22 protein-coding genes and 1 other RNA gene are annotated in these 25,347 nt (G+C 27.5%); 18 read left to right on the plus strand and 5 right to left on the minus strand.

Translation table 11 applies throughout. The features are described 5' to 3' along the window. Positions 1 to 132 precede the first annotated feature (132 nt). Together holA and R4K56_RS06400 are read right to left on the minus strand one after the other, a co-directional pair. Entirely contained in the window at positions 133 to 1,152 is a 1,020-nt protein-coding gene (gene holA / locus R4K56_RS06395) for a DNA polymerase III subunit delta (RefSeq protein WP_335772183.1), read from the minus strand. A gap of 40 nt (positions 1,153 to 1,192) precedes the next feature. Beyond that, the gene (locus R4K56_RS06400) at positions 1,193 to 1,612 is read right to left on the minus strand and encodes an HIRAN domain-containing protein (RefSeq protein WP_297297265.1); all 420 of its coding nucleotides are present in this window, start codon (positions 1,610 to 1,612) and stop codon (positions 1,193 to 1,195) included. 376 nt (positions 1,613 to 1,988) lie between these two features. Here R4K56_RS06400 and R4K56_RS06405 point away from each other — a divergent pair, with 376 nt between their 5' ends. The 7 genes from R4K56_RS06405 (at position 1,989) to R4K56_RS06435 (ending at position 7,423) form a co-directional block, all read left to right on the plus strand. Further along, positions 1,989 to 2,510, plus strand: coding sequence for a hypothetical protein (locus tag R4K56_RS06405; protein WP_335772182.1), 522 nt, complete (start codon positions 1,989 to 1,991; stop codon positions 2,508 to 2,510). Positions 2,511 to 2,527: 17 nt separating this feature from the next. Continuing rightward, positions 2,528 to 3,475, plus strand: coding sequence for a hypothetical protein (locus tag R4K56_RS06410; RefSeq protein WP_335757313.1), 948 nt, complete (start codon positions 2,528 to 2,530; stop codon positions 3,473 to 3,475). A gap of 13 nt (positions 3,476 to 3,488) precedes the next feature. Beyond that, positions 3,489 to 4,244 (plus strand): hypothetical protein, encoded by a 756-nt coding sequence (locus tag R4K56_RS06415; protein ID WP_335757312.1) that lies wholly within the window; start codon positions 3,489 to 3,491, stop codon positions 4,242 to 4,244. A 20-nt stretch (positions 4,245 to 4,264) separates the two neighbouring features. Then, entirely contained in the window at positions 4,265 to 4,930 is a 666-nt protein-coding gene (locus tag R4K56_RS06420; RefSeq protein WP_335769808.1) for an outer membrane protein, read from the plus strand. Positions 4,931 to 4,940: 10 nt separating this feature from the next. Then, positions 4,941 to 5,579 carry an invasin gene (locus R4K56_RS06425; RefSeq protein WP_335772181.1) on the plus strand — a complete coding sequence of 213 codons (639 nt, stop codon included), beginning with the start codon at positions 4,941 to 4,943 and terminating at the stop codon, positions 5,577 to 5,579. A gap of 158 nt (positions 5,580 to 5,737) precedes the next feature. Beyond that, positions 5,738 to 6,736, plus strand: coding sequence for a leucine-rich repeat domain-containing protein (locus R4K56_RS06430; RefSeq protein ID WP_335772180.1), 999 nt, complete (start codon positions 5,738 to 5,740; stop codon positions 6,734 to 6,736). A gap of 18 nt (positions 6,737 to 6,754) precedes the next feature. Next, complete coding sequence (locus tag R4K56_RS06435) at positions 6,755 to 7,423, plus strand: leucine-rich repeat protein (protein ID WP_335772179.1); 669 nt, start codon at positions 6,755 to 6,757, stop codon at positions 7,421 to 7,423. A 384-nt stretch (positions 7,424 to 7,807) separates the two neighbouring features. Here R4K56_RS06435 and ssrA read toward each other — a convergent pair. Next, positions 7,808 to 8,160, minus strand: a transfer-messenger RNA (tmRNA) gene (gene ssrA / locus R4K56_RS06440). Between the two features lie 200 nt (positions 8,161 to 8,360). On the opposite strand from ssrA, the gene R4K56_RS06445 reads away from it, so the two are divergent. From R4K56_RS06445 to R4K56_RS06485, 9 genes are all read left to right on the plus strand, one after another. Then, positions 8,361 to 10,163: a methyl-accepting chemotaxis protein gene (locus R4K56_RS06445; protein WP_335772178.1), complete on the plus strand. Its 1,803-nt coding sequence runs from the start codon at positions 8,361 to 8,363 to the stop codon at positions 10,161 to 10,163. Positions 10,164 to 10,171: 8 nt separating this feature from the next. Further along, positions 10,172 to 11,983: a methyl-accepting chemotaxis protein gene (locus R4K56_RS06450; RefSeq protein WP_335772177.1), complete on the plus strand. Its 1,812-nt coding sequence runs from the start codon at positions 10,172 to 10,174 to the stop codon at positions 11,981 to 11,983. A 22-nt stretch (positions 11,984 to 12,005) separates the two neighbouring features. Next, a complete protein-coding gene (pnuC, locus tag R4K56_RS06455) occupies positions 12,006 to 12,695 on the plus strand; it encodes a nicotinamide riboside transporter PnuC (RefSeq protein WP_335772176.1) in 690 nt (229 codons plus the stop codon). A 17-nt stretch (positions 12,696 to 12,712) separates the two neighbouring features. After that, positions 12,713 to 13,717 (plus strand): AAA family ATPase, encoded by a 1,005-nt coding sequence (locus tag R4K56_RS06460; protein ID WP_335772175.1) that lies wholly within the window; start codon positions 12,713 to 12,715, stop codon positions 13,715 to 13,717. 476 nt (positions 13,718 to 14,193) lie between these two features. Continuing rightward, positions 14,194 to 15,180, plus strand: a complete 987-nt coding sequence (locus tag R4K56_RS06465) for a vWA domain-containing protein (RefSeq protein ID WP_335772174.1) — start codon at positions 14,194 to 14,196, stop codon at positions 15,178 to 15,180. A gap of 151 nt (positions 15,181 to 15,331) precedes the next feature. Then, positions 15,332 to 16,516 carry a methionine adenosyltransferase gene (metK, locus tag R4K56_RS06470; RefSeq protein WP_335772173.1) on the plus strand — a complete coding sequence of 395 codons (1,185 nt, stop codon included), beginning with the start codon at positions 15,332 to 15,334 and terminating at the stop codon, positions 16,514 to 16,516. A 220-nt stretch (positions 16,517 to 16,736) separates the two neighbouring features. Next, a complete protein-coding gene (locus tag R4K56_RS06475; RefSeq protein WP_335772172.1) occupies positions 16,737 to 17,555 on the plus strand; it encodes a 5'-methylthioadenosine/S-adenosylhomocysteine nucleosidase in 819 nt (272 codons plus the stop codon). Positions 17,556 to 18,030: 475 nt separating this feature from the next. Further along, positions 18,031 to 19,152, plus strand: coding sequence for a chorismate mutase (locus tag R4K56_RS06480; RefSeq protein WP_335772171.1), 1,122 nt, complete (start codon positions 18,031 to 18,033; stop codon positions 19,150 to 19,152). Continuing rightward, complete coding sequence (locus R4K56_RS06485) at positions 19,142 to 19,666, plus strand: shikimate kinase (RefSeq protein WP_418233755.1); 525 nt, start codon at positions 19,142 to 19,144, stop codon at positions 19,664 to 19,666. The genes R4K56_RS06480 and R4K56_RS06485 overlap by 11 nt, the downstream gene beginning before the upstream one ends. A gap of 79 nt (positions 19,667 to 19,745) precedes the next feature. Here the strand turns inward: R4K56_RS06485 and R4K56_RS06490 are convergent, their stop codons facing one another. Together R4K56_RS06490 and R4K56_RS06495 are read right to left on the minus strand one after the other, a co-directional pair. Further along, positions 19,746 to 20,615: a glycine--tRNA ligase subunit alpha gene (locus R4K56_RS06490; RefSeq protein ID WP_335758395.1), complete on the minus strand. Its 870-nt coding sequence runs from the start codon at positions 20,613 to 20,615 to the stop codon at positions 19,746 to 19,748. A 121-nt stretch (positions 20,616 to 20,736) separates the two neighbouring features. After that, positions 20,737 to 21,264 carry a hypothetical protein gene (locus R4K56_RS06495; protein ID WP_335772169.1) on the minus strand — a complete coding sequence of 176 codons (528 nt, stop codon included), beginning with the start codon at positions 21,262 to 21,264 and terminating at the stop codon, positions 20,737 to 20,739. A gap of 578 nt (positions 21,265 to 21,842) precedes the next feature. Here R4K56_RS06495 and leuS point away from each other — a divergent pair. Together leuS and R4K56_RS06505 are read left to right on the plus strand one after the other, a co-directional pair. Then, a complete protein-coding gene (gene leuS / locus R4K56_RS06500) occupies positions 21,843 to 24,404 on the plus strand; it encodes a leucine--tRNA ligase (RefSeq protein WP_335772168.1) in 2,562 nt (853 codons plus the stop codon). A 649-nt stretch (positions 24,405 to 25,053) separates the two neighbouring features. Then, entirely contained in the window at positions 25,054 to 25,176 is a 123-nt protein-coding gene (locus R4K56_RS06505) for a hypothetical protein (RefSeq protein ID WP_335772167.1), read from the plus strand. The last annotated feature ends 171 nt before the right edge of the window (positions 25,177 to 25,347 follow it).

Genomic DNA, 25,347 nt, shown 5'->3' on the forward strand with positions numbered 1-25,347 from the left:
CAGATAATAAAAATTTAAATTTGCATTAAATTTATTTTTATATAAATGATTAATATGTTTAATTATAGTACTTTGTGTATTATAGATATTCTGATTAAAAGTTTTGATGATTATTCTTTTATTTTTATAAAGTTATTTTGTAATTGTAAACAAAAATAATTCAAAACGGGCTTTAAATACATTTACTGGTGTTGTAACGCTTAATGTATTCAAATATGATATTTTTGATATTATATCAGTAACTTCTTCCAATGAAAAAAGTTTCAATGAATTTTTTTTCTTTTTTAAGATGAATTCTGGAATCTTTGTTATTTTGCTTATTTCATTTAAAGTAGTTTGAGGCGGAAATATTTTCATATAGTATATTGCTAGAAAATTATTCATCATCAAAGTTAAAGAACTTGAAGCGTCTTGATCTAATCTATGCATTATACTAAAACTTTTTTTTCTGTTTCTTTCAAAAACAGCATCTAAAAAATCGAATATATTTCTGTTTTTAGATACATAAGTAAAATCCATTATATCTTCAACATTCAAATATTCTTTATCATTATAATTACAAATTTTGGCAAGCTCTGAATAAAGTGAGTCGTAATCCAAATTTATATTATTAATTAAATATTCAACAGCATCGGAAGCTATTTTTTTCCCTTGTTTTATAATATAAGCATTGATCAATCCTCTAAAATCTCGCTCATCAGGTAACGGAAAATCTATAAAATATATATTATTTGCATTTTGTTTCTTTGAAAAGTATTTATATAATGGATCTTCATCTAAATTGCTTTCAGTTTCAAGTATAACTACAGCAGTTTTAGAAGGACTAGAACAATATTCTAAAAAATCCTCCTGAAAATTATTGTATTTATAAATAACTATAAGTCTTAATTTTGAACCGAATGGTGGAGTATCAGCTACTTCTAATGGGGCAAAACCTACAGCATCATTTTTATCATAAAAAACACTGTAATTCATTTCACTGTCGCCTTCATCTGGAAACATAGCAGAATGCATAGCAGCAACAAATGCCTTTTTAAAAAGCCTTTCTTTTCCTGTTAATACATAAATACCATAATTAAAAGGTTCTTTTACAAAATTATCTTTTACTTTTTGAAATTCTATTTCTGTTTTTACTGAAACTTTACTGACCATAAATATATAATATCATATATTTTTTTATATGCAACAAATATTATATAGCTTTCTTTTTCTTGGCTATATCTATAAATACTCTGATTTCTATTTTACATTCATCAATAGCATCTAGCTTTACATTTTTTATAATAGCATGAACTTTGTTTCTTTTATCTTCTAATTTGTACGAGATTAACGGAGAAATGATACTTGGAACATAACCAAGCCTAAAGTCAAAACTTCTATCATAAATAGCTATAGCAAACCTATCATAAGGATTTGTTATTTCATGTATAAAGTTAATAGGCTCATTTTTTAGCAATAAATCTATTACATCTTTGCCGTTATTATATTTATATCCAGCTACAAAAAAATCTATAGAGTATCTTTTTGTTTTGTAATTTCTATTTATAATGATTCTTTTAAAACTTTCTTCATGATTTATGATACAAGTAGTATGTTTTGTATTTTTATTCATATAACAAAAGATTTACCTTAAATTTGATGCATGTTGTAAATTTTACTTCAATTCAAATTTTCTGTCAAGGTGTTATTTTACAGATAATACAATTTTATTAATAAAAAGTATTTATAGTTTTTGTTAAAGTATATTATATATGTGTTATTTATTATAAATTATGTTTTATATGTTGAGTTATTTTTTGTTTTAATTATATATTTTATTTTTGTGAAAATATAAAAATATAAAATAACTTTATTTAATATTTTTACAATGATAAGTAAATTAAATTTTAATGTATATATATCCGAGTTTATATAAATGATATTATAGTTGTTTTTATAAATAAAAATAGTATAATTATACAATATATTTTTATTTTAGGAGAACATTAATGAGATTTTCAAAATATGCTATTATAATATTTATTTTATTAGCAGCATTTTCTTGCAAGAAAACAAGTTTGACAATAACAGAACCTGGCCCTGATTTCTTTTTAAATAAAATAGCTAGCGGTAATTGGCAAGGTGTCACAGTAGATGGCGATAAATTAACAATAGATGGAAAAGATTATACATTTAATGATACAATATTAGGTGTAGGCGGTGTTTATCAAGGCGGAGATAAAGGCTATATAGTAGCAGTACCAGGCGGAGATAATTTGTATACAGTAGAGATGGATCAGCAGGCTAAAGAATCTATTGATGAGGTTATGAATATAGTCGGCGAAGAAAATATTACTGGTGTTATGAAAGATATTGTTAATAGCGGCGGCGATCCTAATAAAATAGATGTAGATAAAATAGCAGCAAGTTCAAATGTTACAGAAGAAGAAAAAGATAGGTTAATAGAATTATTCGGCGGATTAAGTTCCAGCAATTTTGGCAATCCTAGTCAGATAGGGCCAAAACAATAAATATATAAGGCTTTGACATGAAAAAAATCCTTACAGCTATTATAGTATTTAATGTATTTATAATTAATCTATATGCTAACGGCATACCAATGTCTACACAATCGGACACTAATACTTACAGTTGGATTAAAGGAAGACAAATAGTAAGTGTAAACTTAAATCCAGGATATGTGGCATTGTTCCCTCATTTAATTGACACAGTATTTAATAATTATCAAACATTAGCAGGATTGGCTAATTTTGAATTAGGTGATATTGGAAAATATATTGAAGCTATAGAAGCTAAAGGCAGTTTTTGGTATGTACCTAATATATCATATACTTTATTAGTTCATCCTCGTATAGGAATAGAATTAGGATTTGGTGTTCAGTCTATGACATTTAGACTTGGAATACCTAAAGATAAAGTAGGGGATTTAGCAAGTTCATTCCTTCCTGATTCAGGAAATACTGGCGGTATTATAGGAGATAATATCGGTTCTTTAATAGGTTCTGATACTTATTTACAAGCTTCTTTAATATATATGCCTGCTACGATAGGAATAAAATTCTACGGCGGTAAAAAAAGACAAGTTGTTAATACATTGAGATTTGGAATTGAAACTTTCATGTATGATATAGAAACAGAAAATGGTATTTCTGGATTAAAAACTAAACGTCATACAGTTGATGCTACAATGTATTTATCTTATGAATTAGGCTGGACTATAGAATTATTCCCTACAAGAGAATGGCCGGTAAAACCTTATATAGATATATCATTATTTGAAATAGGTTATTATGTACGTTCTGGAATGCCTGGACTTTATGAAGATATTAGAGAAGGCATAGGTTTCTTTGGAAGCGGTTTAGTTGATTTAGCTGCTATGATACCATCTTGGAATTCATTCCCTGGTGTAATTAATTATGTATCTGCTATCAAATTATCTTTGTTTCCTAGAATAGGTTTTAGTTTAAGATTTTAGTTAGGGGTATAAAATGAGAAAGAAACAATTAATAGCTTTATTTTTATTTATACTTACTAGCATATCTTTTGCTCAGAAAACAGCTAAAGAACCTACAAATAATACAGTAGAAAAGAACTTACATAATAATGAAATTGTAACAGAAGAAACAAACAATAATATTAATACAGTAACTAATACAATGTCACATAGACATTCTTTAGGTGTAAATTTTGGGCCTACCATATTTTATATGTTAACAGCCCCAACAGTATTCAATCTTATTTTTCCAAGCGGTGATTCTAGTCATCTTAAAACACAGGGAACTTTCGGATTGGGTATAACATATACATACAGAGCATCTGAGAAAATAGAGTTAAATGTAGATACAACTTTTGCCACTATGAAAACATATTATGATAATTCTAAAATTAATTATAATGGAAATGTATATGCTCTTGGTTTTTCTGTGGGAGGAAGATTCTATTGTAATAGTAAAGATAAAGCATCTGGATTTTTCTTAATGCCAAAAATAGGTACTACTATATTTATGACTGAAAATAGAGAATATATAAAAGAAAGTTCTACATATACAAATAGAATGTCATATATGTATGATTTCTATATTTCTGGAGAGCTTGGATTTAGAATAGATGTGTCCAGAGGTTTAGGAGTAAATAGCGGAATACGTCCGTTCCTTGATATATCTATTATTGATATTGGTTTATCTTATAATAATTTAATCAGACTTGTACCTTTGCCAAGATTTGCTATAGGAATATTGTTTTAATTTATGCTTGAGGAATCATTATGAAGTTTAATATAAAGAAGTTATTATTTGTTTTTGTTATTCTTGTATGTTTCAGCAGCATACTTATGCCTATTGATATAGGAGCTTATTTGGCACCTAAATTTATATTCAATGTAGGAGATTCCGGATTAAAGATACAAGGCAATACTAAAAATACTTTGAATATGTATGCTGGCGGAGGACTTGCTGTAGGTTATAACTTTGATATATTTCATAAGTATAGCACTGTAAGAGTAGAATTTGAATATCTATATAGAAATGCATTACCTGGAAATGCTTATACTGGAGATATAAAAACTGTACAGTCACATACATTTTTAGTTGGTGCTTATTATGATTTTAATTTCTTATATGTCAATTATGATAATCCGGATTCTGTAAGAAGTGAATTAAACGGCGGAAAAAGACCTATTATGTCAGTATATGCCGGATTTATATTAGGCGGAGAATTGAATAGATATATTACTTGTATGAATTATGAATATTTAGGTTTATTTAAAACAAGTAAATACTATAATAAAACACAATTTGTTTATGGTTTCGGAGGCGGTTTAGCATTTCATATAACTGAAATAGTTAGTGTTGATTTAGGATACAGATTGCTTCTTAATACAAGTTCTCAATTAAGTCATGATGTTGTAGCATCTGTAAGGCTAAATTTTTAGGAGTTGACTAATGAAAAAAAGTTATATAATAATATTTATGTTTATATTTTTATTTCATAGCACTCAAAAGCTGTTTTCAATAATTCCGGAAGGTTTATATATAACTCCTAAAGCAGCATTTGCTCATGACGGATCATATGCTTATAATAAAGATAATGGGGAAAAAGGATATTTTAATTATATGGGAGGAGGTTTTGCATTAGGATACAGCATACCTACTATAAATAAATCATCTCCTGTAAGATTTGAATTTGAGTATCTTGGAAGAAAATTAGTAAGTATGTCTGATAATTTACAGATGCATACATTATTAGGTTCTGTATATTTTGATATAAACTTTTTATTAACTAAAGAGAAATTAACAGATGAAGTTTATAAACAGACATTGCTCACTAAATATGCACCTTTTACAATATATTTAGGTCTTTCAATAGGCGGAAGAATAAACACAGGAATACCTGAAGAATTAAATGGGGTAAAATTACAAAATTCTTTAAGTACATTGGTTTTCGGATTTAGCGGCGGAATGGCATTCAATGTGCTTCCTTATATGTCAATAGATATTGGATATAGATATTTGATAGATACAAAAGCACAAGGCTATCATGAAGTTTTGGCTGGATTAAGATTTAAGGTGCCTAAAATATAATATTTGTTATATAAATACTAAGATTTTATATTATAAAAAATAATTATGGTATAAATAAAGGAGTAAAATAATTTTTATTTCTACTTGATTTTTTGTAATTTTAAATTTAATATACTAAAAAACGCTTGATTATAGTGTATTGATCGGAGGTAAATAATATGAAAAAAATGATAAATAATATTATATTTATAGTCTTAATAGCATTTGTATATTCTTGTAATAATTCTTCAACAAATCCATCAGCAAATAATCCAATAGAAACACCTATTGAAAATGTTACTGACTACATTGTAAAAGCAGATACTACTGAAGCTGATATAGAAGCTAAAATGCAGAAATATTTTGAAGACAAAGGTTCTTATGCAATATTTTTAGAAGATACAAAAGAAAACATTGATAATAATAAAACATTAGAAACGATAAATACTATAATAAAAAAAGAAACATATACAAAAGACGGAGTATATCTTGATTTAAGCAGAACAACAATTACAGAATTAGCAGATAATGCATTTAATGGAAATAGAAATTTAAATAAAGTTACATTGCCTAATACCATAACAGTTATAGGAGAATATGCATTTAGGGATTGTTCAAGTTTAAGAGAAATCAACTTTCCATCTTCTATAACAGAAATTAAAGCTGGAGCTTTTCAAAGCTGTTTGAGTTTACAAGTTGCTGATTTAAGCCAAACAAAATTAAGAATATTAGAATCTAATTTATTTCTTAACAGTTCTAGTTTAACTAAGGCTGTACTTCCTGAAACAGTTACTACCATAAAAAACAACTCATTTGGTGATTGTTATGCATTAAAAGAAATAAATTTGCCATCTAAATTATCTATAATATTGCCGGCAGCATTTGTTAAATGTAAATCATTAGAGAAAATCAGTTTGCCTAGTTCATTAGTTAATATGTATCATTATACTTTTGGTGATTGTACATCATTAAAAGATGTGGAATATTTAGGAAATAATCCTTCTGCTATAACCGTACAACGAGGAGGGGTATTTGATGGATATACTGAAAATACTACTCCTGTAAACTTATACCTTCCTAATGTTGCTGCTGATCCAAAAGACGGAAGTTGGACTAATTTCTTGAATTATGATTGGAGCAAACAAACTATACATTATGGTAAGACTATGCCAAAATAATAAGGAAAAAACATATAAATGAAAAAAGCTATAATATTATTATTCATTTTTTTCATTTTGCTTTCTTGTAAATACAAAATAACTTCTCCAAATATACAATATGAATGCGGTACAATAGACAATATAAATAATAATAATTTATATACTGTAGGGGCAAATTCTACTGAAGAAGAAATAAGAACGGCATTAGAAAATAATAAAGGAATAGCTGGTAAAAATATTATAGTTGTAACAGGGCATATAGATAATTCATCTACAATTTTTGATAATATAAAAACAGTTGTTCAAAATGAAAAAGATATAATATTAGACTTATCAGGATGTAATTTAAATACTGATCATACTTTTAAATTAAATGATATTACTTCATTAATAACTATATTGCTTCCTAATATGCAGGAAATTATTGCAGATTTTTTAAGCGGATGTACTTCATTAACAAGTATTCAAATACCTAATGGAATAACAATAATAAGGGATTCATGCTTTAATAATTGTACTTCCATAAAAAATGTTGAATATTTAGGTACTTCCGCAAATGCTGTAACGGCAAATCCATTTACTGCTTCAAAACCTACAGATTTATATTTACCTAATGTTCCTTCAGATCCGGGAGATGGAAGCTGGAATAATTTTTTGGGTGTTGCTTGGGTTAATATACATTACGGCGTTTCTATGCCTAAATAATATTTTCTTCCTTATATAATTTAATAATTGGTATATACCTAAACAAATATACTTTGCCAGAAATAATTTTTTTGAATTTTAAATATTTGCAGGGCTTTGCCCACCGCTCTGCGTGCTTACGCAACACCCCACTTCTTTTGGTGGCCCAAAGAAGCAGGCACAGCCCACCTTCGGCGAAGGACTATATTTTAGCTTAAATTAATAACCTATCTTACATATAAAACAATTTTAGTATGATTTAGTACTAATTATGTAATTGCACTTTTTGCAACGGGAAAAAGTTGAATAAAAAAAATGACAAACTTAAAAATTTTCAGTATAAACATTGATTAAAAAGAAATTTTATTTAAGAGATTAAAAAATAGGAAAAGAAAGGGAATGAATATGTGGAGATGGCGGGACTCGAACCCGCGTCCTACGAAGCGTACCATATTCGTCTACATAGCATATCTTATCTTCGGAAGTTTCGCCTTATAGGTAGAAGACAAGCAGAAAAACTATAAGACTAGCATGAGTGTACGTAATATTAGGCTCATACGGCACCTAATACAAGTTCTATGTGGTTTGGCACCGAAAAAGTAACCCATAGACAAATCACTTAATCAGCGGCAACTTCAATTAAGCTGCGAGTGCATATTCGTCTGCACTTATTCTTTGGTATGATATTAACGTGCATACACCTAGCACGACTATGCAAAATACGTTCCAACCATCGCAGTCGAAGCCGGAGCATCCCCTTTCAAAGAACTATTATAAACAATATAATATCACTAATTAATAATTTGTCAATAATTATTTGTATTATTTTTATAAAAAAATATAAAAATAATCATAATGTAATATACTTTTCTATATATAGTTAAGTTTTTTTACATTTATTAACTTGAAATTTTTAATAAATTTTATATCCTATATATAAAATATTTTGGAAATTATTATGAAAAATAGAATAAGACTTATATTGAGTTTCACAATACCATATATCGTTTTTATTGCAATATTAGGAATTATATTAGTATCAATATTTATTCCTATTAATAGAGATTTTTATTTCAATAAAGTTTTAGTAGATGTAAACACTGTTAAAAAAGATGTAGAGGGTAAAGTAGATGATATAGTAAACTCTCTTAGTTTTTTGAGTTCCTATGCTGAACTTGGTATTAATACTCCCAACATAGCTACTACTATCACTAATGTAAGACAATTTGGAAATTATTTTGATGTATTTTACTGCAATACTGTTCCGTATAGCAGAGGCGGTACTTTTATCAGTTCAAGAATAACATATTCTGCAAATTATGATCAGACTACTAGAGAATGGTATGTTAATGCATCAAAATCTTCTTTAGATTTATATATGACAGAGCCTTATCTTGATTTTACAACTGATAAATTGGTAATAACATTCATTAATAAAATAAAGATTAATAATAGATTGGCTGGATATTTCGGCATAGATTTTGATAATATGAATATGCTTATATCTGAAAAGAATAATGAAAGTATTAATGTTGTTACAAAAGAAGGTTTATATATTACACATGATGAAGAAGATTATATATTAAATAATGATAGACTTCTATTTTCTGATGAATTATTTTCTTCATATAGAAATAATATGGATAATAACAATATATATATTAAAGGAAAGTATTGGTATACTGTTGCTAAAATTAATAATGCTCCTTGGTATATATCAGTTAAAGGAGATGCTTCCTCATATTACAGCAGCATAAGATATTTAATATTATTCCTTATAGGTTTTGGTATATTATTTGTGTTTGGAGAATTAATAATAGTTTCTATATCTATAATACCTCTTTCAGACAGATTAGATGATGTTATAACTTGTTTGGAAAATATGTCTACCGGAAATTTTACTTTGAGAATTAAAGAAAGTAAAATGAACAGTACAGTTACAAAAAAACTCTCTGGGGTATTAGAAAAAATGCAGAGAAATCTTGGTAAGACAATGTATAGAATAAAAATGGGAGTTGAAGAAGTTAATAAAAATGGCGAAGCAATAGCGAATGTCAGTGTTGAATTGTCAAACAAAGCAAATGAACAGTCCAATGCTTTATCTAATTTGGTAAATGCTATTAATTCAATATCTTCTTCTATAGAATATGAATCTAAAAAAACAGATGATGCTAAATCTATGAGTGATGAGTCATTTGAAAATACAAAAGTCGGCGTTAAGATGATTAATGAAATAGAAAATAATATGAATGAAATAACTGAATCAAGTAATAAAATTTCTCATATTATAGAAACAATACAATCTATAGCATCTCAAACTAATATACTTGCTCTTAATGCTGCAGTTGAAGCTGCAAGAGCAGGAGATCAAGGAAGGGGATTTGCTGTTGTTGCTACAGAAGTTCGTTCTCTTGCACAAACAGTAACTAATTCTGCTGATAATATAACTCAAATTGTAGAAGGTGCTGTTTCTAAAATAGAGCATGGAAGTGAATTTGTAAGTAAATCTTCTGAAGTGCTTACAAGTATAGAATCATCTTCTTTGGAATCTTCAAATTCTTTATCAGAAGTTTATAGAATGTCTAATGATAAGAAATCTGGAATTAATAATATTAATAATATAGTTGCTAAAATTAATGATATAACAAAAAGCAATACTAAGTTTGCTAATGAAAGTGCTGAATCTAGTGTAAAAGCATCAAAGATAGTTAATGATATAGTAGAAGAACTTTCTTTCTTTAAGTTTAAGGCTAAGGAGTAATAGGTAATATGAAAAATAATGTGAGACTTCTTTTAAAATTAATTATTCCATACTCTTTATTTATCATTATATCAGCTATAATAGTATTTATGATTTTTAGAAATATATATAAGACTAACTATTTAGAAGTATTGAAGATGGATATAGATTCTATAGATTATTCTATAGAGAGAGAAATTTCTAATATAGGTTTAGTATTAAATATTTTGGATTCTTATGCTAAATCAGATTTGACTCCTTATGAAATGGGCTTATCTATGACAAATGTTTATAGTAAGAGATTAGATTTTTTTGATATTCTTTATGGTAATCAAACTCCATTTTATGCAGGCGGTTTATTTTTAAGTGTTACGCATCAATATCCTACTAACTATGATCAAACTTCAAGAGTATGGTATAAAGGTGCTTTAACTACTAATGGTATATATATAACAGAACCTTATATTGATTTTAATACACAAAAACTTCTTGTTACTTTTTCTAAGGCTGTTTATACAAATGGAAAATTAAAAGGCGTGCTTGGTATAGATTTTTCAAGTATTGGTTTTACAGATTCTTATAAAAATGTAAGCAGTAATAATATATTTTTAGTTACTCTTGATGGTTATTATATGAGACATAGCGATCCTAATTATGTACTTAAAGATGGAGTTACTTTATTTAATAGTGATGAAATTTTTGAAGATGCTGCACAATATATAACTAATAATAATTCTCCTGTAGTTATAAAAAATAATAATTGGTTTTGCGTAAGAAAAGTGAATGGTGCTAATTGGGCTTTGGCTGTAAAAGGCAGTTTGGATAGATATAATTCTATACTTGGTAAGATAACATTAATATTTGTATTAACAGTTATATTCTTATTAATTATGGGAGTATTTTTAACTTCTATTGTATTGCTTCCTCTTTCAAATTATTTGAATATGGCTATAACTGCTATTGATAATATGGCGGAAGGTAATTTTTCTTATAGAATAGATAAAAAGATATTAGCTAAAGGAAATAGAGCTGGTGATTTAGCAAGAGCCATAGATAATATGGAAGCTAAAATTGGTAAATTGGTATTTAAAATTAAAAAAGCTATAGAAGATATTAATAATGTTGGTGTGGAAATATCCAATTCAAGTGAAAAGCTTTTGGAAAGAGCTTATGTACAGGCTGTTAACTTGGAAAAACTTGATGAAGCTTTAAAGGATATATCAACTGCTATTAATTTATCATCTTTAAGTATTGCTTCTTCTAAAGATTCTATGGATAAAATGGAAAATACAACAGAAACAGGAGTACATACTATTTCTGAAATAGAAAGTAATATGAATGAAATACAAGCATCTAGTAAAAAGATATTTGAGATAACAAAATCTATAGAATCTATTGCATTACAAACTAATATACTTGCATTGAATGCTGCTGTAGAGGCTGCTCGTGCAGGAGAGCAGGGCAGAGGTTTTGCTGTAGTTGCCAGTGAGATAAGAAAACTTGCTACTACAGTATCACAGGCTACAAAAGATATTACTGTTATAGTAGAAGATGCTGTTAAAAAGATTAACAATGGAAGTGATTCTGTTGCAAGAGCTTCTAAAACTTTAGATATGATAGCAAAAACTTCTGTTTCTACTTCTAATATTCTTTTGGAGATATCTGCTTCTTCACAAGATGAAACAGAACGTATTAATAATATTAATAATGATATAGGTATTATTAATGAAATAATGATAAAGAATGAAGAGTTATCAAAAGAAGCTTCAGAGGCTAGTGCTAAAACTTCAAAAATGGCAGAGGATATAGTAAAAGAATTATCCTTCTTTAAGTTTAGATAATATAATTTAATTTTTATTAATTATGAAAAAATTTATACAAAATGAACTTCAAAATTGGAAATTAATAGAAATATTATGGATAATATTAGCAAGCGGTATAATATTGTCGCTTTCTATTTATTGGAAAGAAAATATTATAGGTATAGTGTCATCTATAAGCGGTATACTATGCGTTATACTTACTGGTAAAGGAAAATTATCTTCATATATATTTGGAATGGTCAATACTATTCTTTATTCTATTATAGCTTTTAATGCAAAATATTATGGTGAGTTTATGCTCAATGTATTTTATTATATACCTATGAATATAGTTGGTTTTGTATTATGGAGCAGAAATATAAATAGTGAAAGCCAAGAAGTAATAAAAACAAAATTAAATAATAAATTTAAAATAATAATATTTGCTTTATCTTTTATATCAATATTTATTTACGGACTTATATTAAAAAAATTAGGCGGTTCGCTTCCATTTGTTGATAGTGCAAGTACTGTATTTGCTGTAACTGCTCAGATACTATGTGTAAAGAGATGCACAGAACAATGGATAATGTGGATATTAGTAAACATTTTAAATATTTCTATATGGTATATTAATTTCTCAAGCGGCGGCGATAATATAGCTACTTTGCTTATGTGGAGTGTTTATTTAGTTAATGCTTTGTTTATGTTTATAAAATGGTACAAGGAATCATCTAAAAACATTAGTTAATTATTGTTGGAGTTTTTATGTATAATGTTGGAATGTATGCAGGTTCTTTTAATCCGCTTCATCTTGGGCATGTAAGATGCATAATAGAGGCTGCTAATCAATGTAAAAAGCTTTATATAATTTTATGTATTGGAAATAATAGAAACGAAATTGATAAAAAAATAAGATACCGTTGGATTTATCAATTAACAAAGCATATTGGAAATGTGAAAATTATATTTATAGAAGATAATGCAAATACAAAAGAAGAATATACAGAAGATTTTTGGGAAGAAGATTCTATAAAAATAAAAAATGCTATAGGTGAAAAAATCGATGCTGTATTTTGCGGAGATGATTATAAAAATAAAGATTCTTTTTATACAAGATATTATAAAGATTCAGAGTTAATATTTATAGAGAGAAATGAAATAAGTTCTTCAAAAATTAGAGAAAATGTTTATAAATACTGGGATTATTTGCCTAATATAGTAAAGCCTTATTATACAAAAAAAGTTTTACTATTAGGAAGCGAGAGCACAGGAAAATCCACTCTTACAATTAATCTTGCAAATTATTATAATACCAACTATATAGAAGAAGCAGGCAGAGAATTGTCTGAAAAATCCGGAACTGATTTACTTATGCTTTCAGAAGATTTTACAGAAATACTTCTTACTCATAAATTAAATGAAATAAAAGCAATAGAAAGCAGCAACAAAATATTATTTATTGATACTGATGCTATAATAACAAACTTTTATATGCATTTCTTGGAAGATGAAAATATTATTTATAATGAAAGACTTGCCAAGGCTATTATACATATAAATAAATATGATGCCATACTATTTTTAGAGCCTGATGTTGATTTTGTTCAGGACGGCGACAGAAGCGAAGTAATAAAGAATGATAGAATTAAATACAGCAATAAAATAAAAGATATACTTCATAATTTAAATATAAAGTATCATTCTATAAATGGAGATTATCAAGAAAGATTTAGAAAATCAGTTTCTATAATAGATAAATTGTTTTTATGATTAAATATATTATTAGTTTGTAATATGATTTTGTATATACTGAAAATTTTTAAGTTTGTCAACTGAAGTACTTAATATAAATTTTATGTACTTTTTTGCCGCACACGCTCTGCGGACTTCGTCAAAGTAGCTATATCCTAGACAGGCTTGGATACGCTTCGCGAAAACGCAATTGCTAGAACTTTATATTTTAAGAATATGTATTAAATATGGTATAAACCCTAGTTTTAGGTCAAAAATGCAGTTGTTTTGGTTCTTTTATACCAATAAAAGAACTGGGGTGCGGGGCAAAGCCCTGCAGATATTTAAAATTTAAAAAAATTATTTTTGACAAAGTATAGTTGTTTAGCTATAAACTTATAAAATAATTCGGTACTTTACTTTTATATATATTTTAGTATAATAATTTATCAAATATTACTTTAATTATTATATTTATGTTTTAATAATAAAATTATGATTAGGAAAATAGGTAAATGACTTTTGTATCTCCAAAATTTTTATTCTTGCTGTTAACTTTACCAATTATAATATTTGTGTATATTCAAACTAGAAAGAATCATTCATACTCAGTGAAGCACCCTAGGGTAAGTATGTCTAAAGTATTAAAATCTAGGTACTATGTTAAGGATATACCATTTTTTCTTATAATGCTTGCACTTTGCTTTTCTATTATAGGTTTGGCACGTCCGGCAAAAGTTTCACATTTATCTGATATAAATGGAGAGGGTATATATATTTCTCTTGTAGTAGATGTTTCTCCTTCTATGATGGCTGAAGATATGATACCTACAAGGCTTGAGGCTTCTAAAAAAACTATGATAGATTTTATTAAAAAAAGAAATTTTGATAAAATTAGTTTAGTTTCATTTGCTTTGAGAGCTTCTGTTCTTTCTCCTGCTACATTTGATTATACTTCATTGGAAGAAGAAATAAAAAAAATAGAAATAGATGAAGAAGGCTCTACTTCAATAGGTCTTGGAATAGCCACTGCAGTGGATATGCTTAGAAGTGTAAAAGAGGATAATGAAAAGATTATAATACTTCTTACAGACGGAGAAAATAATTCCGGAGAAATTGATCCTAAATTAGCTTCAGAAATAGCGTCAAATTTTAATATAAAAATATATACAATAGGTATAGGCGATGCTAATGGAAGTCATGCTTGGGTAACTTATGATGATCCTAATTATGGTAAAAGAAGAATAAGAGCCGATTTTACACTCAATGAAGAATCTTTGATTGATATAGCAGCAACTACAGGCGGTAAATATTTTAATGCCAGAAATGCATCTGCTTTGTATAATGTTTATAATACAATAGACAGAATAGAAAAAAAGCCTATATTAGATGATAATTTAATTCAATATGATGAGTTATATAAGCCGTTTATTATAATAGCTTTGATTTGTTTATGTTTAAGTATTGTACTGTCTACCACAAGATTCTTAATAATACCATAGTTTAAAATACTTAATATTCACAATAAAATTCTTTTTAAGATAATGTTTAATAAATATTAATACTAAATCATAATAATTATTAAATATTCTCTTGACTATTTATGTTAACTAATATAGAATAGGCTGATTATATTTAATAAGAGGTAAAACTATGGCAGAGATAAAGAATTATCACTTCTCTTCTGAATCGGTAACAGAAGGCCATCCTGATAAGATTTGTGACGCTGTAAGCGATGCAGTCTTAGACGAATGTTTAAAACAAGATCCTAATTCTAGAGTTGCATGCGAAACTTTAGCAAAAACTGGAATGCTAATAATAGCAGGTGAAATCACTACAAAAGCTAGATTGGATTATCAAAAAATCGCTAGAGATACCGTAAGGCGAATAGGATACACAAGCAGCGAAATGGGTTTTGATGCTGATACTTGTGCAGTTATGGAGGCTATTGCAGAGCAATCTCCAGATATAGATATGGGTGTTAGTGCTGGTAAAGGTTTATTCAATTCTGAATCATCAAATGTTTCTGAAGGTGCAGGCGACCAAGGTATAATGTTCGGTTATGCTATAAATGAAACTGAAACTTTTATGCCTTTAACTATACATTTAGCTCATAGATTAGCAGAACGCTTAACTAAGATTAGAAAGGACAAAGTAGTTGACTATTTAAGACCAGATGGTAAAAGTCAGGTTACTGTTGAATATAAAGACGGTAAAGCTGCTAGAATAGATGCTGTTGTTATTTCTACTCAGCATGCAGCAGGTGTTGATCACAAACAAATAGAAGCTGACATAAAAAAACATGTTATTAGTGAAATATGTCCGGCTAATATGTTAGATTCAAACACTAAATACTACATTAACCCAACAGGTTCATTTGTGGTAGGAGGACCTATGGGCGACTGCGGATTAACAGGAAGAAAGATCATTGTAGACAGTTACGGCGGACATGGTGCACATGGAGGCGGAGCTTTCTCAGGTAAAGATCCTACAAAAGTAGACAGAAGTGCATGTTATATGGCTAGATATGTTGCTAAAAATATAGTTGCTTCTGGTATAGCCGACAGAGCTTTAGTACAATTTGCTTATGCTATAGGTGTACCTGAGCCTTTATCTGTATATGTTAATACTTTCGGTACTGCAAAAGTACATGATGAAGTATTAGCTGCTATTATTACTAAGCATATTGATTTAACTCCAGCTGGTATTATTAAAAAGCTCGATTTAAGAAGACCTATTTATGAAAAAACTACAGCTTATGGACACTTCGGTAGAGAGCTTCCAGAGTTCACTTGGGAAAAAACAGATATAAAAGATTTGTTTTCTAATGCTAAATAATTAAATATTGAATATAAAAAGTTTTAAACATTCAAGGCTTGTTAATATTAAATATTAGCAAGCCTTTTATTTTGATAAAAATTAATAAAGTTATATTGAATATTAAAATATAATTTTTACTTTAACATTTAATAATTTTCATCTATTATAAAGTAGATTGAAATTATAGATGTTATATTTTATAATCGATTCTTAATTTTATATATAAAAGGAATAAAAAATGAAAAAATTGATTTTAATTATTATGAGTATAATTATTTTATCTTGTTCTAAACCTAATGATGTTAATACAGATAATGATTATAAAAATATTATATTAGTTCAAGGTGCTATGGATATAGAAGTTAATACTATAATAGAAAGTTTAAAAGATATGAAAAAAGAAAAATTTGGATCTTGGACTTTTTTTGTTGGAACTATTGAAGGTAAGAACGGAACTAATAAAGTTATAGTGTCAAGAACAGAAATAGGATTAGTTAATGCTTCTGCAGCAACTGCTATAGCAATAGAAAAATATAAGCCTACTGTTATTATTAATCAGGGTACTTCAGGCGGTCATGATATAGCATTACATACAGGAGATATAGTATTGGGAACTAATATTGTTAATATAGGTGCTTTCAGAACAGAAAGAGCAGAAAACAGTGATCAAAATAATTGGATATTCTTTGATGATGTTCAAATATTGAAAGATGAGAATGATAAGCCTGTAACTAATATGTTTTTTGCAAGCGATAATAATTTAGTTAATATTGCTAAAAATGTAAATTATACAAATGGAAAAGTGGTTGAAGGTGTTATAGGTACTGCTGATCAATGGAATAGAGAATTAGAAAGAATTAATATGATTCATAATAAATATAATACTTCTGTTGAAGAAATGGAAACTGTAGCTGCTGCACAAGTATCAAAAGCTTTTTCTATACCATTTATAGGAATAAGAATATTATCAAATACAGATTTGCATAATGAAAATTTTAATCCTGATTCAGCCGTATGGTGTAATAATTTTGTTATAGATTTTATAAAAGAATTATAATTATATACTAAGAATTTTTAACTTTGTCAATTTTTTTATTGTTCTTTTTCCCGCCGCATACGCTCTGCGGACTTCGTCAAAGAACCTTATATCCTCGATAAACTCGGATACGCTTCGCGAAAGTGCAAGGATAGAATTAGTACTAAATCATACTAATTTTGTCTTACATGTAAGATAATTTTTAAATTAAAGCCAAAATGTAGCCTTTTTGCTTCTTTGTGGCAATACCACAGGCACTCCTTTCAGTCGCAAAAGAAGTGGGGTGCGGCACGCTGTGTACTTCGTAAGGGCAAAGCCCTGCATATATTTAAAATTTAAAAAATTATTTATGACAAAGTATAGTTGTTTAGGTATATATTGTTAATTGAATTATTTTAATATATAAAATAAATTTCTTTACAAATTACATCTATTTAGTATAATCTTTATTATTATATTACTGTAATTAGAAATATTATTTTTATAAGGAATTATTATGTTAGCTGAAGAATTACAAGAATTAAGAAAAGAAATTGATAGAATAGATAAACAAATAGTAAATTTAATAGATGAAAGAATGAAAGTAAGTGTTAGGGTAGGGGAGACAAAAAAGAAATATAATGCCCCTATATTCGATCCTAAAAGAGAAAAAGAAGTTATTGCCAAAAAAATAGAACTTCTTGAAAATAAAGAATTATCTAATTTAATAACAACTGTTTATAATGATATAATGTATACTTCAAAACAGCTTCAGAAACATTTGATTGATGAAAGCTCTGAAGCTGATAATAAATTGGATAATAAAGAAAAAATAAAATATGATGAAACTATAGTTTATCAAGGCAGAGAAGGCGGAAACGGTTATGAGGCTGCTTTAAAATTTTTTGGAGAAAATGCTAAACTTATAAAGAAAGCACATTTTGAAGAAGTACTTGAAAGTATAAGAAGCGGTGAAAGTTATTATGGAGTTTTACCTTTAGAGAATTCTTCTACTGGTATGGTTAATGAAGTTTTGGATATTCTTGCTGATTATAATTGCAAAATAGTAGGTGAGATTTATTTACCGATAGAATATGGACTTATGGTAAAAAAAGGCACTGATATAAAAGATGTTAAAAAAGTTATATCTCATCATCAGGCATTAAAGCAATGTTCTAATTTTATAAAAGAAAATAATTTTGAAACTGTTACAGCATCAAATACCGCTGAAGCTGCCTTTATAGTTGCTAATGGAGATGATAAAACCATTGCTTCTATTTCAAATAAAAATGCTTGGAAGATTTATGATTTAGAAATGATTAGAGAAAATATAGAGAATATAAAAGGTAATACAACACGTTTTATAATAGTTGCAAATTATGACAATTCATTAAAAACTGGAAACAAAATGACTATAAGATTCTTGCTTCCTCATGAGAACGGAAGTTTAGCTAATTCTCTTGACAGATTAAAAAGTTTTAATTTAACTTCTATAGTAAGCCGTCCGCATAGTGAAAGAAAATGGCAATATTATTTTTATATTGATATGACTGGTGATTTTGAAAAGTATAAAAAAGAGTTTGAAGAATTTGAAAATAGTGTTGAGAATTTAATTATTTTGGGGCAGTATGATGAGTAATAATAAAGTTATATTTATAATAGGTTTGCCAGGATCAGGAAAAAGTGCTTTATCAAAACTTTTAGCAGAAAAATTAAATTATACATTATATGATTTGGATTCATTCATTGAGAAAAAAGAAAATAGAACTATTACAAATATTTTTGCTGATGATGGAGAGACTTATTTTAGAAATATTGAAAGTGAAGTTTTGGAAGAATTAAGCGATTTGGAAAATGCGGTTTTATCTACTGGCGGCGGTATAGTATTAGCTGAAAGAAACAGAAAAACTATGAAAGAAAAAGGTTTAACTATTTTTATAGATAGAAGTGTTGATATAATACTTCAAAATATAGACCCTAAAGAAAGACCATTACTTGCAAAAGATAAAAATAAATTATTAGAACTTTCAAAACAGAGAGATTCTTTATATAGGGAAGCTGCTGATATAATATTTACTCATAATACTTGGGAAGATGATATTAATAAAACTTTTTCAAAATTTTATGATGAAATAAAGTCTTATCTTGATTAATATTTTTCTTTAATAAATAAAAAGCCTCTGATAAAATAATCAGGGGCTTTTTTATTAAAAAAAGTTATAATGATTTTATTTATTTTTTAATTAATGGATATCCCATTTTTTCTCTTGATTCTATATAAGCAGCAGAAACTTTTTTCATAAGCTCTCTAACTCTTGCTATATATCCAGCACGCTCTGTTACACTTATTGCATTTCTAGCATCAAGCATATTGAATACATGTGAACTTTTCATTACCATATCATAAGCTGGAAGAACACATCCATTAGCTAAACATCTGTCGCATTCTTCTTCGTATTCTTTAAAATGTCTGAAATACATATCTATATCAGCTACTTCAAAATTATATTTAGAGAATTCTCTTTCACTTTGTAAATGTACATCGCCGTATTTAATACCATGTCCCCATTCCAAATCATAAACATTATCAACATTTTGTAAGTACATACATATTCTTTCAAGTCCGTAAGTGATTTCACCAGTTATAGGTTTTAAGTTTACTCCTCCGACAGCTTGGAAATATGTAAACTGAGTTATTTCCATACCGTCAAGCCAAACTTCCCAACCAAGTCCCCAAGCTCCAAGAGTTGGTGATTCCCAGTCATCATGTACGAAACGTATATCATGATCTTTAAAGCTTATTCCTAATGCTTCCAAACTTTGTATATATAAATCCTGAATATTTTCTGGAGATGGTTTCATTATAACTTGGTATTGATAGTAATGCTGTAATCTGTTAGGGTTTTCTCCATATCTTCCATCAGTTGGTCTTCTTGAAGGTTCTACATAAGCAACATTGAAAGGTTCTGGCCCCAATGCTCTTAATGCAGTTGCAGGGTTAAAAGTACCGGCTCCTACTTCTAAGTCATAACCTTGCTGTATAATACAATTATTCTCACTCCAGAATTTGTTTAATGTCATAATTAAATCTGTGAAAGTCATAATAAATCTCTCTCCATTTTTATATAATTAAATAATAAAAATAATTATATAATATGATGAATTAAAATGCTATAACTTTATTAAAAATATTTAATGTATAATTATAGTGTAATTATATAGCTTAATTGGATAATAAAGTCTTCATTTCATTATAAAGCTTTATTAAATTTTCAGCCTGACTTTCTTTTACTTTAAAATTTTTGAATCCGTCAGCAGTTTCTACTCTTATATCAGTTATAACTGGTAAATTTTTTATTTGGTTTTCAGCCTGTATACTGTAGCTTCTATCAACATAAGCAGTATCCATAAAATATATAGAAGTGCCGTATATTACTTCTACATCGGTTTTTGGTACAAAAGATGTGTAATATAAATTTAAGAATGTATTATCTGCAAATTTTAATACTATTTTATTTTTTTCGGAAATATTGAAAGAACCGTCTGTTATATACTGTGCTTCCAATATAATGTCATCGGTGCCGCTTATATTTCTTAATCTGAATTTAACAGTAGCTGACCAATAACTCATAGAAATATAATCAGTTTGATAGAATTTTTGTCCGTAAAAAGAATCTTCTATTACATGAACTTTTGCAGCACAAGATGATAAAGTTATAATCAATATAAATAACAGCAATATCTTTTTCAATATTATTCTCTCCATAGTTTTTATTGATATATATTATATAACCAGTGTTTATTTTGTAAATAAAAATATTTTTTAGTATATGTTTATGAAAAATATTGTATTTTGTAAATAATATATTGTAATAATTATTATGAAATATTTTTTTGTTGTAAATTAAAATATCATTTTTAAAAAAGATATGGAAGATTTAATAAAATATTATAAAAAATATCAAAAAACTGATATGATTTCTTTATCATATAAAATAATTAGAAAAATACAAGTAAAAATCTATTAATAATAAAGAAAATATTAATAGATGTTAATAATTATATATTTTATGATTTTTATATAGAATTTAAATTTATAAAAATAATGTAGTTTTTAAATCTCTTAAGTTGTAGTTTATTAATAATTCATAACATGTATATAAGTAAAATATGAATATTTAATTAATAAATTTATTTCCATTTTTAATTATCACTTGAAAAATATATGAATTTGCAATATAATTTTTGACATTAAAAATATGTAAACTAAATTTTAATATTTTAATAAAAATTAATAGTATCTATCAAACAAACTACGGAGTGTTAATCATGGAATATAATTTTACTACCATTGAAAAGAAATGGCAGAAATTCTGGAAAGATAATCAGTCTTTCAAAACAGTATCTAAACCTACAGATAAAAAATATTATGTACTAGAAATGTTTCCGTATCCATCTGGAAAAATGCATATGGGACATGTTTCTAATTATACTATAGCTGACTCTATAGCTAGATACTATAAACTGTTAGGATATGATATTTTGCACCCAATGGGCTGGGACGCTTTCGGTATGCCTGCAGAAAATGCTGCTATAGAACATAAAACTCACCCTGCTGAATGGACTTTGAAAAATATTGCTAATATGAAAGAGCAGTTAAACTTGCTTGGATATTCCTATGATTGGGATAGAGAAGTTACTACTTGTTTGCCTGATTATTATAAATGGGGACAATGGTTCATATTAAAAATGTATGAGAAAGGTCTTTTATATAGAAAAGGCGGAGATGTTAACTGGTGCGATCATTGTAATACAGTACTTGCAAATGAACAGGTTACTCCTGAAGGTACTTGCTGGAGATGTGACGGAGAAGTTACTAAAAAGAAACTTGAACAATGGTATATAAAAGTTACTGATTATGCAGAACAATTAGATGCAGATTTGAAATTATTAGAAGGTTATTGGCCTGATAATGTTATAGCTATGCAGAAAAACTGGATTGGTAAAAGTGTAGGTGCTTATATCAATTTCAATTTAGATGACGGTAAAGAGTTCCCTATATTTACAACTCGCCCAGACACTATTTATGGTGTTACTTATATGGCTATAGCTTGGAATTATGAAGGACTTTTAGATATGTGTACTCCTGAACAAAGAAGTGCTGTAGAGGAGTTCATTAAAAAGTCTGCTAAGATTGACCAAAAAACAGATTATGAGAAAGAAGGTGTATTCACTGGAAGATATGTAGTTAATCCATTTAATGGGGAGAAAGCTCCTTTATATGCTGCTAATTTCGTTTTAGCTGAGTATGGTAGCGGTGCTGTAATGGCTGTTCCTGCTCATGACCAAAGGGACTTTGAATTTGCTAAAAAATACAATATTCCTGTAAAAGTTGTTATACAAAATGCGGATAATTCTTTAAAAGCTGAAAATATGACTGAGGCTTATACTGAAGATGGCATAGTTGTTAATTCAGATATTTTAAATGGACTTTCTTCAAGAGATGCTATAAAAAGAGCTATAGAGTATGCTGCAGAAAAAGGTTTTGGTAAGCAGCAGATACAGTATAAATTAAGAGACTGGCTTATATCAAGACAAAGATATTGGGGCAATCCTTTACCATTTGTACATTGTGAGAAATGCGGTGTTGTTCCAGTACCTGAAAGCGAATTACCTATAACACTTCCTATGGATATAGAATTTACCGTAGGAGATAACCCTCTTAAAAAATCAGAATCATTCGTTAATACTACTTGTCCTAAATGCGGCGGCAAAGCTAGAAGAGAAACTGATACTATGGATACATTTACATGCAGTTCTTGGTATTATGCTAGATATACAGATGCTCATAACACTCAAAAGCCTTTCGATTCTGATATGGCAAATGCTTGGCTTGGAGTTGATCAATATATAGGCGGTATTGAACATGCTTGTATGCACCTTTTATATTCAAGATTCTGGTATAAGTTTATGAGAGATATAGGACTTGTTAAAGGAGATGAGCCTTTCAATAAACTTTTAACTCAAGGTATGGTTTTAGCAAATAGCTATGAATCAAGAGAGTTAAAGAAATTCTATACTCAGGAACAAATGAACAATAAAGAGTATGAGAAAGACGGTATTAAAAAAGAAGATATAATAGTAAAAATGGAAAAGATGTCTAAATCAAAAGCCAATGGTGTTGATCCTGCTGAGATTATAGAACTTTTCGGTGCTGATGCTGTTAGAATATTTGTTATGTTCGTTGCTCCTCCTGAAAAAGATAAAGAATGGTCTGATGAAGGTGTTAAAGGTTCTGCAAGATTCTTAAACAGAATTTGGAACTTATTCCTTAAATACAAAGATGAAGAAGCATTCAAAAATGGTAAATCATTTGACTATAATAATCTTTCAAAAGAAGGACAAAAATTATTCAGAAAATACAATAAAACTATTAAGAAAGTTACAATAGATATTAAAGACAGATTCCACTTTAATACTGCAATCGCTGCTTTAATGGAGCTTTTGAATGATATGTCTACTATAAAATTAGCTAACAATGATGATTATGCTATGTTTAAAGAAGTTATAAGAGGATATTTAATACTTCTTAATCCTATAGCTCCTCATATTACAGAAGAACTTTATCAGATATTGAACTTTGGTAAGATGATACTTGAAGAAAGCTGGGTTGAACATGATGAGCAGTATTGCAAAGATGATACTTTTGAGTTAGTATTCCAAGTTAATGGTAAGATAAGAGATAGGGTAGAAGCTGATGTTAATATAAGTGAAGATGATGCAAAAACTCAGGCATTATCAAATGATAAAGTAAAACAGTTTACAGAAGGCAAAAACATTGTTAAAGTAGTTTATGTTAAAGGAAAACTTGTAAACATAGTTGTAAAATAAAAATATAATTCCTAAAAAGAATATTAAAGAGTATGGACTTAAAAAATCTGTACTCTTTTTTATTTGGCTTTAATTACATTCCCACCCTTTATATTTTATTGTTTTATTTTCACATTTTAATTTTTATTATTTTTATAGCCTGATTACAAATTAAGGCACCTACCCAAGTTTTTGTTAGATTTTACTCAACGCACGGTGAGCCAAATTAATAATATAAATAAATTTGAATTGCAAATAAATTTATATTTGTGACTTTACTCTGCGTGCGGTATCATAAAAATTAAAATATTGTATATTCATATTTTTTAGTTCACTGATTTATAATTTTTATTCTGAATATAAAATTAATTATTAAAAAATAAACTATACTTTTTAGATTTTTATGACTTCTATAAAGTTAATAATATATCTAAAAAAATTAGAAATTTAAAAATATAATTGTGTCAGTATATGAAAAATAAGTGGTTTGTTATTACTAAAAATAATAGTGAATTTTAAAACTTATTTTAATTTTTAATTCTTTATTACCTAATTTTTATTATTTTATAATGTAATCATCTATTCTATAATTAGATAGATAATAAAAATAAATGAATATATTGAAAAATTGTGTATTTAATATATAATTTGAGTAAAAAGGAGGTAAAATATGTCAAATAATAAATCAAATGAAAATTATGGAGTAAATTTACAAATATCTGGTTTAAAGAAAGCTGATAAAACTCCAATGATTAATGCTACAGTCCCACCTCCAAAGGTTAAAAAAAAATAAATGGAATTTTCATCTATAATAATATCAATAGCCATAATAATACCAGGTTTTATCAGTTATAATATATCAGGTCTTTCAATATATACTGAAAATTTTTAAGTTTGTCAATTTTTTTAATATATTGTATAATAACAATATGGATTTTAATTTAACAGACGAAGAAATAAAATT

This window comes from Brachyspira pulli, assembly GCF_036997785.1.
GTDB lineage: Bacteria > Spirochaetota > Brachyspiria > Brachyspirales > Brachyspiraceae > Brachyspira > Brachyspira pulli.

Coding starts and splice junctions, on each gene's coding strand:
- holA (WP_335772183.1), bottom strand. CDS start 1,152: ATGGTCAGTAAAGTTTCAGTAAAAACAGAAATAGAATTTCAAAAAGTA.
- R4K56_RS06400 (WP_297297265.1), bottom strand. CDS start 1,612: ATGAATAAAAATACAAAACATACTACTTGTATCATAAATCATGAAGAA.
- R4K56_RS06405 (WP_335772182.1), top strand. CDS start 1,989: ATGAGATTTTCAAAATATGCTATTATAATATTTATTTTATTAGCAGCA.
- R4K56_RS06410 (WP_335757313.1), top strand. CDS start 2,528: ATGAAAAAAATCCTTACAGCTATTATAGTATTTAATGTATTTATAATT.
- R4K56_RS06415 (WP_335757312.1), top strand. CDS start 3,489: ATGAGAAAGAAACAATTAATAGCTTTATTTTTATTTATACTTACTAGC.
- R4K56_RS06420 (WP_335769808.1), top strand. CDS start 4,265: ATGAAGTTTAATATAAAGAAGTTATTATTTGTTTTTGTTATTCTTGTA.
- R4K56_RS06425 (WP_335772181.1), top strand. CDS start 4,941: ATGAAAAAAAGTTATATAATAATATTTATGTTTATATTTTTATTTCAT.
- R4K56_RS06430 (WP_335772180.1), top strand. CDS start 5,738: ATGAAAAAAATGATAAATAATATTATATTTATAGTCTTAATAGCATTT.
- R4K56_RS06435 (WP_335772179.1), top strand. CDS start 6,755: ATGAAAAAAGCTATAATATTATTATTCATTTTTTTCATTTTGCTTTCT.
- R4K56_RS06445 (WP_335772178.1), top strand. CDS start 8,361: ATGAAAAATAGAATAAGACTTATATTGAGTTTCACAATACCATATATC.
- R4K56_RS06450 (WP_335772177.1), top strand. CDS start 10,172: ATGAAAAATAATGTGAGACTTCTTTTAAAATTAATTATTCCATACTCT.
- pnuC (WP_335772176.1), top strand. CDS start 12,006: ATGAAAAAATTTATACAAAATGAACTTCAAAATTGGAAATTAATAGAA.
- R4K56_RS06460 (WP_335772175.1), top strand. CDS start 12,713: ATGTATAATGTTGGAATGTATGCAGGTTCTTTTAATCCGCTTCATCTT.
- R4K56_RS06465 (WP_335772174.1), top strand. CDS start 14,194: ATGACTTTTGTATCTCCAAAATTTTTATTCTTGCTGTTAACTTTACCA.
- metK (WP_335772173.1), top strand. CDS start 15,332: ATGGCAGAGATAAAGAATTATCACTTCTCTTCTGAATCGGTAACAGAA.
- R4K56_RS06475 (WP_335772172.1), top strand. CDS start 16,737: ATGAAAAAATTGATTTTAATTATTATGAGTATAATTATTTTATCTTGT.
- R4K56_RS06480 (WP_335772171.1), top strand. CDS start 18,031: ATGTTAGCTGAAGAATTACAAGAATTAAGAAAAGAAATTGATAGAATA.
- R4K56_RS06485 (WP_418233755.1), top strand. CDS start 19,142: ATGATGAGTAATAATAAAGTTATATTTATAATAGGTTTGCCAGGATCA.
- R4K56_RS06490 (WP_335758395.1), bottom strand. CDS start 20,615: ATGACTTTCACAGATTTAATTATGACATTAAACAAATTCTGGAGTGAG.
- leuS (WP_335772168.1), top strand. CDS start 21,843: ATGGAATATAATTTTACTACCATTGAAAAGAAATGGCAGAAATTCTGG.
- R4K56_RS06505 (WP_335772167.1), top strand. CDS start 25,054: ATGTCAAATAATAAATCAAATGAAAATTATGGAGTAAATTTACAAATA.